Below are 14,232 nucleotides of genomic sequence, written 5' to 3' on the forward strand. Positions count from 1 at the left end.
TTCAGTAACTACCAAGGAGGTGAATATGCCAACGACTCCTTCACGTCTTGTGGAGTCCAACTCATGAGGGCCCGCTACGTCACAGCGCGGCGGGTGGCTGGACTCGGCGCCACCCTGACTGACCGCGAACGCGCCATTGTCGGGACACTCGGAGCTGTCCGGGTCGCCACCGCCCGGCAGCTCGTGGCGCTGCACTGCGCGGACGTTCGTCCCCGGCAAGCTCGCGCGGTGCTGGCCTCACTGGCCGACCGCCAGGTCTTGGCGCGGCTCAAGCGCGTGGTCGGCGGGGCGCGGGCCGGATCGGCCGGGTATGTCTACACCCTGGGGCCGGCGGGCTTGCGGCTCTTGGCATCTGCGGGCAGCCGGCCCCGCCGCCCCTGGGAGCTGGGGCCGCTCTTCCTCGCCCACAACCTGGCCGTGACCGAGTTGTATGTCGGGCTCATGCTCGCGGTCCGGGCGGGAGAGATCGGAGCGGTCGAGTTCGCGGCAGAACCGGCTTGCTGGCGCTCGTTCTTTGGGCCTGGTGGTGAGCGCGTCACCCTCAAGCCGGACGCGTACCTGCGGTCGCAGCTTGGCCGCTACGTCGACCGCTGGTTTGTAGAAGTGGATCTTGGCACCGAGTCCCGGACCACCCTCGCCCGCAAGGCCGACCGCTACCGGCAGTACTGGCGATCCGGATCAGAGCAAGCGAAGACGGGCGTCTTCCCGCGCGTGATCTTCCTGGTTCCCGACGAACACAGGCGGGAGGTGATTACCGAGGTCCTGGGGCGTCAGCCTGCCGAGGCTTGGCCGCTGTTTGCAGTGGCCCGCACCGACGAGGCCGTGACGCGGCTGGCACAGGGAGCGGGCGTATGAAGAGGCTCCCGCGCAACACCATCCTCGTCGGCGACGTGCGGGAGCGACTGCGGGACCTGCCCGAGGCGAGCGTGGACACCGTCATTACCTCGCCGCCGTATTTTGGCCTGCGGGATTACGGCGTGGACGAGCAGCTCGGCCTGGAGCCGCACGTCGACGCGTGGACGGCCAACCTGCAAAGGGTGTTCGCGGACGTTGCCCGCGTGATCAAGCCCACTGGTTCGGTGTGGCTAAATCTGGGCGACTCGTTCAGTCGGCACCCGCGCCACGGCGCGCCGCCCAAGGGGCTGTTGCTTGCGCCGGAACGGCTGCTGTTGGCTCTGACCGAAGACGGCTGGATCGTGCGCAACAAAGTGATCTGGGCGAAAAGCAACCCTATGCCGTCGTCGGTCACGGATCGTCTCAGCCTCACCTACGAGGTGGTCTATTTCCTCGTGCGGTCGAAGGAGTACTTCTTCGACTTGGACGCGATCCGGGAGCCGCACCGGTCGAGCGCGGCCAAGCGCTCCCGGTCGCCGCGCAATATTGGGGGCGGTTGGGCCGGACCGCTGGCGGCTCCGCGGGAGGGCCTGCGCCGAAGCGGGATCGTCCGGCCTGGGCATCCGCTGGGGAAGAACCCGGGCGATGTCTGGCAGATCGCCACACGCGGCACGGCAAGCGCTCATTTCGCGGTCTTCCCGGAAGAACTGGTTCGCCGTCCGCTCCTTGCTACTTGTCCCGAAAAGGTCTGTTCGGCTTGCGGCCGTCCGTGGCGGAGGCGGGTCCTGCGGTCCCGCGATTTGCCGACCGAGCTTGAGGGCGTGATCACGCTGCCGGAGTTGCGGCCGGACTGCCGCTGTGGGGCGCCGACCGTGCCGGGCGTGGTGCTGGATCCATTTTTCGGTACGGGCACCACGGGAGCGGTGGCGGCGCGGTACGGCCGGGATTGGGTCGGCATCGAGCTCAACCCGGACTATGCCGAGATGGCGCGGGCGCGTCTGGGACTGACCCCACCGGAGACCGCCGCGTGACGCCTCACCGGTGTCATGCGGCCGGGTGTCCATCCCGACCCCGGGATGACCGGCCGCATCCGCACCAAGGAGGCTTCTCATGGCCGAATCCGTCAAGACGCTGGGTGTGAAACTGAAAAACGAGCTCCACGCCCAGTTCACGCTGGTGGCTCAGCTCGAAGGGCTGAGCCTGGCCGATGCCGTGATTGCGGCGGTCGCGCAGTACGTCACCACGAAGCAGTCGGCCGCCGACTTCCAGCAGCGCGCCGCCGCTGTTCTGGAGGAGATTGAGCGGGAGGCTCAGCAGCGACGCGAGGCTATCCAGTCGCTCCTCGGAGGCCAGCCGGCCCCGGCGAGTGAGGCGTCGGCTAAGGGCCGGGCCCGCAAGTCTGGTGGCGAGGCACCCGCGTAGCCCCAGAGCGGTACATAAGGGGTTCCTTGGGCGGTCACACCCCGCCCAAGGAACCCTCACCAACGACATTTACCTGGAGGACACATGAAGTAATGAGGCAACAATGGCGCATTCGCGTGCGAGGTAAGCAACGCGCGGACATTGACGCGGGACTGGTGGTCCAGGCATTGCTTACGCTCGCCCGGCAATGGGAAGAAGCGGAGCGGACTCGCCCCATGCGTGAGCTGTCGGGCAATTCTGGGGAGCGCAGAGAGATCGAGGAGGGTCGCGAGCGGACTGGGGCCTAAGGGTGTCGGGCTGTCATTTTCGCGCGGGCTGGGACGCTCAAGATCTTTTTCGGGGGTCCGGGCATCTCTTGAACGGGCGACGAACCGGCGGGAGAATTAGGGGAAGGGATCGCGGAGAAACGATCCGAACCGGCTTTTAGTAATGGAGGTAGGAACGATGGAGAGAATGCAGATTAAGGCTGAGGAACTGGTGTTGCCGCCGGGTACGGGCAAGCGGTCGGTGCGCTACCTACGGGTGAGTGACCCCCGGCAGATGGAGACGGACGCGCACGTCACGGCAGATGGCAACTCCATCGACACGCAGCGCAAGGAGACGGTAGCCAAGGAGGTGGCGATGGGGCTCACCAACGTGGGTGAGTACATCGAGCCGGGCAACTCTGGTCAATCCATCGAGGGGCGGCCGGTCTTCAAGGAGCTGCTGCGGCGCATCACTGAGGAAGGCGACGTGGATTATGTGGTGATCTATCTGCGCTCGCGGGTGTTTCGTAACTCGTATGACGCCACGGTCACCAAACGGCGGCTGCTCAAGCTCGGCGTGCGCCTGATATCTGCCAAAGAGGACTTTGGTGAGGGCATCATGGCTGACGCCATGGAGGCCATCACTGACATCTTCAACGAGGTGCAGGTCCGGCTCAACGGGCAGGATATTAAGACGAAGATGCATAACAAGGCCCGCAACGGCGGCACGATTAGCCGCGCCAAAGTGGGCTACCTGAACGTGCGCAAGCGCATCGACGGAGCGGAAGTGCGGACGGTCGAAGTGGATCCGGAGCGGGCCGCCTTCATGACGAGTGCGTTTGAGTGGTTTGCTACCGGCCGCTACACGGTGGAGAGGCTGCAAGAGCGGCTGACGGACGCCGGGCTGTACTTGCCCGCGACGGCCAAATGGCCCCGGCGGCCCATATCGGAGGAGACGCTGCGCAAGACCTTGCGGGACCGGTATTACCTGGGCGAGGTCAAGGTGGATGGGGTGTGGATCGCCGGACGGCATGAGGCCCTGGTGACACCCGAGACGTTCGACCGGGTGCAGCGGGTGCTGGACGCGCACCAGGGCGCGGGGACCCGCAGGCGCAAACATCACCATTATTTGAAGGGCACGGTGTGGTGCGGTCGCTGCTCCAAGCGTTTCATCATCCAGCCGGGTAAGGGCAACGGCGGGTTGTACTTTTACTTCATGTGCGCCGGACGTCAGGATAAGAGTTGCGACCAGCCGTACATCCCGGTTGAGGTGATGGAGCAAGCGGTAGCGGACCACTACGCCCGTGCTGTCGTGCTGCCGCCGGAGTTCATCCAGACAGTACGGGAGGGGGTGATCCAGGCCGCCCGAGACAACGCCGCCATGAGCCCGGAGGAGCGGAAGCGGTTGGAGCGGCGACTGGAAGCCATTGACCGCAAAGAGAGCTACTTCCTCGACCTGGCAGCCGATGAGGAGTGGCCCAAGGACAAGCTGCGGGAGAAGCTGCTGGCCTTGCACACCGAGAAGCAGGGCATCCAGCGGGCGTTCGGGCAAGCGGAGCGGCGGCTGGCGACGGGCAGGGATGTGCTGGAACGAGCTCTGGACCTACTGGAGCGGCCCCACGAGCTGTATGCCACGAGTGGCGAGGCCGTGCGCTCCATCTTGAACAAGGCGTTCTTCCGCAAGCTCTACGTGGACGGAGACCGGGTGACTGGCTCCGACCTCAAGGAGCCGTTCGACGTGCTGTACCGGCTGTATGAGGTGCAGCGGGACCATGCCCAAGCCGATGCCGAGCGCTGGGAGAGCGGGCAGCACACCCCGAACACCCCTAAGGCCGGGCTCCCGAAGAAGCCCGGCCTTAGTGATCTTCATTCCTTGATCGTCCGGCTTGATCGCGATCTTGGTCACGGTTCAAGTAAGACGGTCATGGTGGGCGATACTGGGATTGAACCAGTGGCCTCTACCGTGTCAAGGTAGCGCTCTCCCACTGAGCTAATCGCCCGGGTCCGTGGCCTCCGGGGGAGGCACGGGGTTGAGGTGGAGACGGGATTTGAACCCGTGTACACGGCTTTGCAGGCCGTTGCCTCGCCTCTCGGCCACTCCACCAGAAGGAGACCTTCTGGGTCATAGCCTGAAAGGGCCCCTCAGAGCGGAAGACGGGATTTGAACCCGCGACCCTCACCTTGGCAAGGTGATGCTCTACCCCTGAGCCACTTCCGCTTGCGCCTCTCGGCGACGTGGGAAACCTTAGCGCGTCCCGCGCCGTTCCCCAAACCGGATATCGCCGCGGGACGCTTCGACGCCGGTCGAAGCATGGGTCGCCTAGGGTCGGAGGCATGGGTACCGAGCATGCCGTGAGCGCCGACTTCGCGCCGGTCGCGGCGCTGCTGGCCGACCGGGCGCGGGCCGCGATGCTGACCGCGCTCCTGGACGGACGCCCGCTCGCGGCGGGGGAGCTGGCGCGGGCGGCGGGGGTCAGCGCGCAGACGGCGAGCGCGCATCTGGCGAAGCTGCTCGACGGGGACCTCGTCACGGTCGTCCCGCAGGGGCGGCACCGCTACTACCGGCTGAGCGGCGAGGAGGTCGCGCGGGTCATCGAGGCGCTGTCGCACATCAGCCCGCGGGTCGAGGTGCGGAGCCTGCGCCAGTCGCGGGACGCCCGGCGGCTGCACGAGGCGCGCACCTGCTACGACCACCTGGCCGGCGAGGCGGGGGTGGCGCTGTTCGCGGCGCTACGCGACGGCGGGCTCATCGAGCCCGGCGACGGGGAGACGTTCGAGGTCACGGAGAAGGGCGAGGAGCGGTTCGGGACGCTCGGCCTCGACCTCGCGGCCGTGCGGCGCGCGCGGCGCCGGTTCGCCTGGCAGTGCCTCGACTGGACGGAGCGCCGCCCGCACCTGAACGGCGCGCTCGGCGCCGCGCTCACCGCGCGGATGATCGAGCTGGCCTGGTTCGAGCACGGCACGACTCCCCGCGCGCTGACGGTCACGGACGCGGGCCTGAACGGCCTCGCCGACTCGTTCGGGTGCGTGCTGGCGTGAGCTTCGCCTACGCGGGCGGCATGCTGGCGACGGGCCTGAGGGACGTGACCAGCGACCTCTCCGCGCTGGACTCGCGCGGCTGGTGGGCGGTCGTGGTGACGTATGAGGGCAAGGTCACGTGCGCCCGCTTCGACGACGTCCGGCGGGCCGAGCACCCGAAAGGCGCGTGGGCGGCGCCGGGGGAGTGGAGCAGCTCCCTGGACGAGGCCCAATACGTCGCGGGCGTCGGGAGGATCCGGGACGCGATCGCGGACGGCATCGTCTACCAGGCCAACCTGTGCCGCGTCATGTCCGCGGAAATGGCGCCGGACGCGGAAATCGCGGGCCTCGGCGCGAGGCTCGCGCGGGGAAATCCGGCCCCCTATTCGATGACGCTCAAGACGCTCGGCCTGGAGATCGCCTGCGCGTCTCCCGAACTGTATCTGTCGAAGGACGGAAGAACGGTCGAGTCGCGTCCGATAAAGGGGACCGGGAAGACGGCCGGCGACCTGCTGCCCAAGGACCGGGCCGAGAACGTCATGATCGTCGACCTCGTCCGGAACGATCTCGGACGGGTCGCCGAGGTCGGGACGGTCGAGGTCCCGGACCTGTGCGCGGTGGAGGAGCATCCGGGGCTCGTGCACCTGGTGTCGACCGTCCGGGCGCGGCAGAAGGCGGGGACGGGCTGGCCCGAGCTGATCGCCGCGACGTTCCCGCCGGGCTCGGTGACGGGCGCCCCGAAGTCGAGCGCGCTGAAGCTGCTGGAAGAGCTCGAACCCGTTCCCCGGGGGCCGTACTGTGGGGCCGTCGGCTGGGTGGACGCGGACTCCCGGCGCGGCGCCCTCGCGGTGGGGATCCGCAGCTTCTGGGCGGAGAGCGGCCTGCTCCGGTTCGGCACCGGCGCGGGGATCACGTGGGAGTCCGATCCGCTACGCGAGTGGCGCGAGACCGAGCTCAAGGCGGCTCGGCTATTGGAGGTGGCTTCCGGTGACGGAGCGGGCCAGGATCTGGCTGAACGGGGAGCTCGTCGACCCTGACCGCGCGGTGGTGTCGGTGTTCGACCACGGCATGATGGTCGGCGACGGGATCTTCGAGACGGTGAAGGCGGCGCACGGCGAGCCGTTCGCGCTGACCCGGCACCTCCGGCGGCTGGCCCGGTCCGCGGCGGGCCTCGGCCTGCCCGAGCCCGACCGCGACGCGCTCGCCCACGGCGTGCGGGAGGTCCTCGCCGCGGCGCCGACGTGGCCGCTGGCGCGGGTCCGCATCACCTACACGAGCGGGCCGGGCCCGCTCGGCTCCGCCCGCGGCGACGAGGGCCCGACGGCGTCGATCATCGTCGGCCCGCAGGACCCGTTCCCCGCGACCGCGGACGTGACGGTCGTGCCGTGGCCGCGCAACGAGCGGGGCGCCCTCTCCGGGCTGAAGACGACGTCCTACGCCGAGAACGCGCTGGCGCTCGCGTACGCGAAGGAGCGCGGCGGCGGCGAGGCGGTCTTCGGCAACACGGTCGGCAACCTGTGCGAGGGGACGGGCAGCAACGTCTTCGTCGTGCTCGGCGGGCGGCTCGTCACTCCGCCGCTGGCGTCCGGGTGCCTGGCCGGGGTGACGCGCGCGCTGACGCTGGAATGGTGCGGCGGCGAGGAGGAGGACGTCGCGCTCGACGACCTGTTCCGCGCGGAGGAGGCGTTCCTGACGTCCACGACGCGGGACGTCCAGCCGATCCGGGCCGTGGACGGAACGGTCCTCCCGGCCGCGCCAGGGCCGATCACGGCGAAGGCGATGGAGGCGTTCGCCGCCCGTTCCGCCGAACTCCCGGACCCCTGACCAGGGCGGGGAATTCGACGTCGACCCGCCATTCCCCGGAGGCTTTACGTGATCAGATTCTTCGCGCACGTTATGTGGTGACGCTTGTAGGAGGTCACCACATGGTCTTCTCCCACCACATGGTCTTCTCCAGGAGGCGGATCGGCGCGGCGGCCGCGCTCGTCATGGCGGGCGCGGCGCTCGCCGGGTGCGGCGGCGGCGGATCCTCGACGGACCCCGACCGGGGCAGGAACGCGAAGAGCTTCTCCCTCACGATCACCCGCAACGCCATCGAAGGCGGAAAGAACAGCGAAGAGGCCGAATGGATCACCAGGACGGTGATCCCGAGGTTCGTCGCGGCGCAGAAGGCGAAGGGCGTCACCGCGAAGGTGACGTTCCGCGGCCAGGGCGTCGACGACGAGGCGTACAAGACGAAACTGGCGCTCGATCTGAAGTCCCGGTCGGGCGCCGACGTCATGGACATCGACGGGATCTGGGTCGGCGAGTTCGCCCAGGCCGGATACCTCAAACCGCTCCAGGACGTGGTCGGCGCGCCGGCCGACGCCTGGGACGGCTGGACGACGATCCCCGCGTCCGTCCAGCGGCTGGCGTCGTTCGAGGGGAAGCGGTACGGGATCCCGCCCGCCACCGACGGCCGCGTGCTCTTCTACAACAAGAGGTTGTTCGAGCGGGCCGGGCTCCCCGCCGCGTGGCAGCCGAGCAACTGGCAGGACGTCCTTTCGGCGGCGCGCGAGCTGAAACGGCTCCCCGGCGTGACACCCGTCCAGCTGAACGCGGGCACCGCGATGGGCGAGGCGACCACGATGCAGGGCGTCCTGCCCATGCTGGCCGGGGCGGGCGCCGAGGTCTACGCGGACGGCAAGTGGACGGGCGGCGGCGCGGCCGTCAAGCAGGTCCTCGGCCTGTACGCGCAGATCTACGAACGTGAGGGGCTCGGCGACCCGAAGCTCCAGCAGGAGGCGAAGGGCCGCGACAAGTCGTTCGAGGAGTTCGCGGACGGCAGGATCGGCATCCTCGCCGAGGGCGACTACTTCTGGCGGGACGTCCTGAACCCCAGGTCCGGCGTCGCGAAGATGAAGACCCGCGACCAGGACGTCGGCTACGCGCTGATCCCGGCCGTCGCACCGGGCAAGGGCGTGCGAGGCCAGTCGTTCGTGAGCATGTCGGGCGGGGCGATCACCGTCCTGAACCCGGGCACCAAGTACCCGCGGGCCTGGAGACGGCCACCGCCGGGACGGTCCGGCTCGGCGGCGCCGACGTGACGCGCCTCCCGCCCGGGCGGCGCGACGTCGGCATGGTGTTCCAGGACTACGCGCTCTTCCCGCACATGACCGTCCGCGACAACATCGCCTACCCGCTGCGGGTCAAGAAGCGGCGCCGCGCGGAGCGGCACGCCCGCGCCGCCGACGCCGCCGGGGAGCTGGGCCTGGAAGGGCTGGAGGGACGCCGTCCCGGGGAGCTGTCGGGCGGTCAGCAGCAGCGGGTCGCGCTGGCGCGGGCGCTGGTGGCCGAACCGCGCATCCTGCTCCTCGACGAGCCCCTGTCGAACCTGGACGCGCGGCTGCGGCTTGAGGCCCGGACGTTCCTCAAGCGGTTTCAGTTCCGGCTCGGGGTCACCACCGTGTTCGTCACGCACGACCAGGCGGAGGCGCTCGCGCTCGCCGACCGGATCGCGGTCATGGAGGCGGGGCGCGTCCGCCAGCTCGGCACGCCGGTGGAGGTGTTCCGGCGTCCGGCGAACCTGTTCGTCGCGTCGTTCATCGGCTCGACGCCCATGAACCTGTTGCCCGGGACGGTCCGGGACGGCCGCGTCGCCGTCGCGGGCACGGAACTGCCCGTCCCGGAGGAGGCGCGCGGCCAGATGAGCGCGGGCGAGCCGATCGTGTGCGGGGTACGCCCCGAGTACTTGGATTACGCAGAGGAGCCCGCGGAGGGCGCCTTCCACGGACGGGTGTCGGTCGTGGAGCACCTCGGCGGCTCGTCACTCGTGACACTGGACGTGGACGGAGAACCGCTGTCCGTTGTGGTGGGGGAGGAGATGGAAGTCGTGCACGGCAGCGAGGCGTGGGCGCTGCCGCGTCCCGGACGCCTCCTCCTCTACCGGGACGGCGAACTGGTGACGGCAAGGGCGACGGGACGGGAGGAGCGGGCTGTGGCCTCGCTTGCTGAGGATGGGCTGACCAAGGACGGGGGACATGCATGACGACGGTGCACCGAGGACGCTGGACCGTGGAGGACCGCCTGGAGCGAGGGCTCCGCGAACTGCCGTTCGACGTCCCGGCAGGGACGGCGTCCATCACGGTCGAGCTTTCCTTTGAGGGAGGCGTCATCGACCTGGGCTGCCACGGACCGGACGGGTTCCGCGGCTGGTCCGGTGGAGCGCGCACCCAGTTCACGATCGGTCCCGAGTGGGCGACGCCCGGGTACCTGCCAGGGGAACTGGAACCCGGCACATGGCACGTCTGGCTCGGCCTCCACCGAATCTTGCCGGACGGCGTTCCATACGAGGTCACGGTCACCACGTCGACGTCGCCCGCGCGGCGGCCCGAGGAGACCCCGCCGCCCGCGCCGGAACGTCCGCCCGGCCGGGATCTCCCGGCTCCGGAAGGAATGCGCTGGCTCGCCGGTGACCTGCACTCGCACACCGTCCACAGCGACGGGACGCTGACCGTCCACGAGCTGGCGTGCCTCGCCGCGTCGCGGGGCCTGGACTTCCTCGCCGTGACCGACCACAACACCGTCAGCCACCATCCGCTGCTGCCCGCCGCCGGGGCCCACGCCGGGATCCACCTGGTGCCCGGCCAGGAGGTCACGACCGACCTCGGGCACGCCAACGTGTTCGGCGACACCGGCTGGGTCGACTTCCGGCGGCCGAGCGCCGACTGGGCGGCGTTCGCCGAGGAGCGCGGCGGCGTGATGTCGATCAACCATCCGCTGTCCGGGGACTGCGCGTGGCGCCGCCCGCTGCCCGCCGCCGCCCGGCCCCGGTTCGCCGAGATCTGGCACTCGTCCTGGTGGGACCGCCGCTGGGGCGCGCCGCTCGCCTGGGCGGACGTGTGGCGGCCGGACGGGATCGTCCCGCTCGGCGGCAGCGACTTCCACGACCCGGCGCAGCACAAGACCCTCGGCGACCCGCTGACCTGGGTCCTCGCCGAGGACGGGGACGTGCTCGGCGCGCTCGCCGCCGGGCGCACGTCGGTGTCGGCCGGGCCGGACGCGCCCGTCCTGCTCCGCGTCGACGACGAGCTGATCGCGGTCGGCGCGGACGGCACCGTCCTGATCCGGCCGGACGGGCGGCGCGTCGCGGTGCGCGGCGACCGCGTCCGGGTCGCGGCGGACGGGCCGGGCATGCACCGGCTGGAGACCTACGAGAACGAGGTGATCGCGCTGTGCGGGTGAACCCGGTTCCGGAGATCGTCGTCGTCCCGCACACGCACTGGGACCGCGAGTGGTACCTGCCGTTCCAGCGGTTCCGGCTGCGGCTGGTGTCGCTGCTCGACGGCGTCCTCGACCGGATGGAGGCCGACCCGCGCTGGCGCTTCACCCTGGACGGGCAGATGGCCGCCGTGGACGACTACCTGGAGATCCGTCCCGAGCGGCGGGAGCGGGTGGCGGCGCTGGTCGCGGAGGGGCGGCTCGCCGTCGGGCCCTGGCAGATCCTGCACGACGAGTTCCTGTGCTCGGGGGAGAACATCGTCCGGAACCTGGAGCTCGGCACGCGCCGCGCCGACGAGCTGGGCGGCTCGATGATGGTCGGCTACCTGCCCGACCAGTTCGGGCACTGCGCGCAGACGCCGCAGATTCTGCGGCTGGCGGGGATCGAGCACGCGTGCGTGTGGCGCGGCGTCCCGGACCGGGTGCGTTCGCACGCCTTCGCCTGGGAGGCCCCGGACGGGACGGCCATCCGTGCCCAGTACCTCCCGGAGGGCGGGTACGGGAACGCCGCGTCCATGTTCGAGGAGTTCGGCGACGGCGCGTCGCTGCTGCCGGGGCGCGCCGCCGGGTTCGCTGAGGCCATGGGCGGCTGGTATCCGCGCGGCGGCCCGCTGCTCGCCATGTACGGCGCCGACCACACCGCGCCCGCCGCCGACCTCGCCGACCGCGTCGCGGACGCCGGGACGGACATGCGCCTCGACACGCTCGCCGGGTACTTCGCGGGGGAGGACCCGTCCGTGGACGGCCTGCTCCGCGTCCGGGGCGAGCTGCGCTCGCACGCCCGCGCGAACATCCTGCCCGGCGTGCTCTCCGCCCGTATCCGGCTGAAGCAGGTGATGGGACGGGCGGAGCGGCTCGTCGAGCGGTACGCCGAGCCGCTGACCGCGCTCTGGTACACGGGCGACGCGCGGCGGTTCCTCGACCTCGCCTGGCGGCGGCTCGTCGAGGCGAGCTGCCACGACTCCGTCACCGGCTGCGGCAGCGACGAGACCGCCGAGCAGGTCGCCGCGCACATGGCGGAGGCCGAGCAGCTCGGACGGGCCGTCTGCGACCTCGTCACGGCGGAGCTGGCCGTGTTCGTGCCGCTCGGCGCGCACGCGGTGTTCAACCCGTCGCCGGCGCCCCGAACGGGCCTGGTCACCGTGGACGTCCCCGGCGACGAGCCCCTGGTGACCGGCGACGGGGAGCCGGTGCTCGCGCAGACGCTGGACGTCGCGCCGACCGTGCTGGACGACGCCGTCCACCCGGCTTCGGCGCTGCCGATCGTGCTGGAGCGCGTGTACGGGCGGGTGCTGTTCGGGCAGGAGGTCCGCGACTGGTCGGTGTCCCGCGACGACCGGACGCTCACCTTCCACGTGACGTCCCGCGCCGACACGCCGTTCGACATCGGCGACGTGCGCTCCGCCTTGCGCGACGCGGAGGGGGAGTGGCGCGTCCGCATCCTGGCCGACCCGAGGCGGACGGTCGCCGCGCTGGTCGGCGTGCCCGCGCTGGGGCTGACCTCGGTGCGTGCCGGCGGATCGTCCGCCGCCGTCCCGAACTTCGTTCCGGTGACGGCCTCCGGGAACGTCCTGGACAACGGGCTGCTGCGCGCCGAGATCCGCGACGACGGCACGCTGGGGCTGCGGACCCCGTCCGGCTGGGCGGCCGAGGGCGTCGGCCGCGTCGTGGACGGCGGCGACCTCGGCGACACCTACAACCACGCGCCGCCCGCCGCCGACCGGCTCGTCTCCGATCCGCTGACCGTCCGCGTCGAGCCCGTCTGGACGGGCCCTCTGATCGCCGCCTACGACATCGTCCGGACGTACCGGTGGCCCGCCTCCGGCGACTTCGACCGCGACGCCAGGTCCGAGGCTGAGGAAGACGTGACCGTCACCACGCGGGCGGAGCTGCGCGTGGGCGAGCCCTTCCTGCGGCTGTCGGTCACGTTCGACAACCGCTGCGACGACCACCGCGTCCGGCTGCACCTGCCGCTGCCGGGCCTGGCCGGGTCGTCGTTCGCCGAGGGGCAGTTCGCGATCACCGAGCGGGGGCTGACGGCGGAGGGCGGCTTCGGGGAGCGTCCGGTGCCGACGTTCCCCGCGTCCGGGTTCGTCGCGGCGGGCGGGCTCGCCGTCCTGCTGGAGCACGTCACCGAGTACGAGGTCACCGATGGCGGACGGGAGCTGGCGCTCACCCTCCTCCGCTCGGTCGGTCACCTGTCGCGGGACCGCAACGCCTACCGCGACCAGCCCGCCGGGCCGCAACTCCCCACCCCGGCCGCCCAGTGCCGGGGCGAGCGGACGGTCTCCTTCGCCGTCATGCCCTCCGGCGAGCGGCCGGGGCCGGACGTCCTGCGGGCCGCCGACGAGTTCCGCCACGACCTGCTCGCCGCCGCCGGGTACGGGCCCGCCGGCGCGCCCGCGACGCCGTCCCGCGAGGGCCTCGCGATCACCGGCGACGGCGTCGTCATGACCTCGCTGCGCGCCCGCGACGGCTGGATCGAGGCCCGGATCACCGCCCAGCGGGACGAGCCGGTCACGGCGGTGCTGCGCGGCGCGTTCACCGAGGCCGACCGCGTCGACCTGCGCGGACGGCCCGTCCTGCCGCTGGACGTCCGCGACGGGACGGCCACGCTGGCGCTCCGCCCGTGGGAGATCGCGACCGTCCGACTCAGGCGGTGACCTGACCGGCGCCGCGACCGGGGGAGTGCGCGGCGGCGGCCATCGCCGCGCCGACGATGCCCGCGTTGTTCACCAGCCGCGCCGGGACGATCTCCGCCCGCACTCCCTTGATCAGCGGGACGAACCGCTCCGCCTTCCGGCTCACCCCGCCGCCCAGGATGAACAGCGACGGGGAGATCAGCGCCTCCAGCGTGCCCAGGTACACGCTCAGCCGCTTGGCCCACTTCTCCCAGCCGAGGCCCTCGTCCTCGCGGGCCTTCGCGGACGCGCGATGCTCCGCGTCCCGGCCGTCGATCTGGATGTGCCCGAACTCGGTGTTCGGGACGAGGACGCCCTCGGTGAACACCGCGCTGCCGATGCCCGTCCCGAGCGTGAGGACCGCGACGGTGCCGCCCCGGCCGCGTCCGGCGCCGAGCCGCATCTCCGCGATCCCGGCCGCGTCGGCGTCGTTGAGGACGGTCGCCGCGCACCCGGTGGCCTCCGTGATCAGGGCGGCGGCGTCCACCCCGATCCAGTGCTTGGACACGTTCGCCGCCGACAGCGCCACCCCGTCGATCACCACGCCCGGATAGGTGACGCCGACCGGCCCTTCCCAGCCGAAGTGCTTCACGATCTCGGCGACGACCCGGACGACCGCCTCCGGCCTGGACGGATGCGGTGTCGCCGCGCGGAACCGGTCTTGGGTGAACGAACCGTCCGACAGGTCGACGGGAGCCCCCTTGATCCCGGACCCGCCGATGTCGATCCCCAGCATCTCGCTTGCCATGACTCCACTCTGCCCCGTGGGCGCG

At 70.9% G+C, this 14,232-nt stretch carries 12 protein-coding genes, 3 tRNA genes and 1 pseudogene; 11 read left to right on the top strand and 5 right to left on the bottom strand.

Annotated features, from left to right (window positions below; all coding sequences use genetic code 11):
- Window positions 1-63: 63 nt before the first annotated feature.
- The 4 genes and pseudogenes from FXF68_RS42760 to FXF68_RS44830 form a co-directional block, all read left to right on the top strand.
- Window positions 64-855 (top strand): replication-relaxation family protein, encoded by a 792-nt coding sequence (locus FXF68_RS42760; protein WP_187438253.1) that lies wholly within the window; start codon window positions 64-66, stop codon window positions 853-855.
- Window positions 852-1,865 (top strand): DNA-methyltransferase, encoded by a 1,014-nt coding sequence (locus FXF68_RS34525; protein ID WP_148766801.1) that lies wholly within the window; start codon window positions 852-854, stop codon window positions 1,863-1,865. Before FXF68_RS42760 ends, FXF68_RS34525 begins: the two co-directional genes overlap by 4 nt.
- A 79-nt stretch (window positions 1,866-1,944) precedes the next feature.
- Window positions 1,945-2,256: a hypothetical protein gene (locus FXF68_RS34530; protein WP_148766803.1), complete on the top strand. Its 312-nt coding sequence runs from the start codon at window positions 1,945-1,947 to the stop codon at window positions 2,254-2,256.
- 453 nt (window positions 2,257-2,709) lie between these two features.
- A pseudogene (locus FXF68_RS44830) lies at window positions 2,710-3,789 on the top strand (recombinase family protein); the annotation flags it as partial.
- Window positions 3,790-4,104: 315 nt separating this feature from the next.
- Here FXF68_RS44830 and FXF68_RS44200 read toward each other — a convergent pair.
- The 4 genes from FXF68_RS44200 to FXF68_RS34555 form a co-directional block, all read right to left on the bottom strand.
- Complete coding sequence (locus FXF68_RS44200) at window positions 4,105-4,407, bottom strand: hypothetical protein (protein WP_246179095.1); 303 nt, start codon at window positions 4,405-4,407, stop codon at window positions 4,105-4,107.
- Window positions 4,408-4,426: 19 nt separating this feature from the next.
- Window positions 4,427-4,501 (bottom strand) — tRNA-Val (locus FXF68_RS34545).
- Between the two features lie 33 nt (window positions 4,502-4,534).
- Window positions 4,535-4,605, bottom strand: a tRNA-Cys gene (locus FXF68_RS34550).
- A 42-nt stretch (window positions 4,606-4,647) separates the two neighbouring features.
- Window positions 4,648-4,719: transfer RNA gene (locus FXF68_RS34555), tRNA-Gly, on the bottom strand.
- Between the two features lie 116 nt (window positions 4,720-4,835).
- Here FXF68_RS34555 and FXF68_RS34560 point away from each other — a divergent pair.
- From FXF68_RS34560 to FXF68_RS34590, 7 genes are all read left to right on the top strand, one after another.
- Entirely contained in the window at window positions 4,836-5,540 is a 705-nt protein-coding gene (locus FXF68_RS34560) for an ArsR/SmtB family transcription factor (RefSeq protein ID WP_148766805.1), read from the top strand.
- Window positions 5,537-6,556, top strand: coding sequence for a chorismate-binding protein (locus FXF68_RS34565; RefSeq protein WP_342787219.1), 1,020 nt, complete (start codon window positions 5,537-5,539; stop codon window positions 6,554-6,556). The genes FXF68_RS34560 and FXF68_RS34565 overlap by 4 nt, the downstream gene beginning before the upstream one ends.
- Window positions 6,507-7,343, top strand: coding sequence for an aminotransferase class IV (locus FXF68_RS34570; RefSeq protein ID WP_246179096.1), 837 nt, complete (start codon window positions 6,507-6,509; stop codon window positions 7,341-7,343). The genes FXF68_RS34565 and FXF68_RS34570 overlap by 50 nt, the downstream gene beginning before the upstream one ends.
- Before the next feature lie 101 nt (window positions 7,344-7,444).
- On the top strand, window positions 7,445-8,605 hold the full coding sequence (locus FXF68_RS34575; RefSeq protein ID WP_246179097.1) for an ABC transporter substrate-binding protein: 1,161 nt from the start codon (window positions 7,445-7,447) through the stop codon (window positions 8,603-8,605).
- Entirely contained in the window at window positions 8,602-9,546 is a 945-nt protein-coding gene (locus tag FXF68_RS34580) for an ABC transporter ATP-binding protein (protein ID WP_246179098.1), read from the top strand. Before FXF68_RS34575 ends, FXF68_RS34580 begins: the two co-directional genes overlap by 4 nt.
- A complete protein-coding gene (locus tag FXF68_RS34585; RefSeq protein WP_148766807.1) occupies window positions 9,543-10,742 on the top strand; it encodes a CehA/McbA family metallohydrolase in 1,200 nt (399 codons plus the stop codon). The genes FXF68_RS34580 and FXF68_RS34585 overlap by 4 nt, the downstream gene beginning before the upstream one ends.
- A complete protein-coding gene (locus FXF68_RS34590; RefSeq protein ID WP_187438254.1) occupies window positions 10,733-13,441 on the top strand; it encodes a glycoside hydrolase family 38 N-terminal domain-containing protein in 2,709 nt (902 codons plus the stop codon). Before FXF68_RS34585 ends, FXF68_RS34590 begins: the two co-directional genes overlap by 10 nt.
- On the opposite strand, the gene ppgK is transcribed toward FXF68_RS34590, so the two are convergent.
- Window positions 13,431-14,207: a polyphosphate--glucose phosphotransferase gene (ppgK, locus tag FXF68_RS34595; RefSeq protein WP_148766809.1), complete on the bottom strand. Its 777-nt coding sequence runs from the start codon at window positions 14,205-14,207 to the stop codon at window positions 13,431-13,433. The genes FXF68_RS34590 and ppgK overlap by 11 nt on opposite strands.
- Between the last annotated feature and the right edge of the window lie 25 nt (window positions 14,208-14,232).

The sequence above is a fragment of the Actinomadura decatromicini genome (assembly GCF_008121305.1).
GTDB lineage: Bacteria > Actinomycetota > Actinomycetes > Streptosporangiales > Streptosporangiaceae > Spirillospora > Spirillospora syzygii.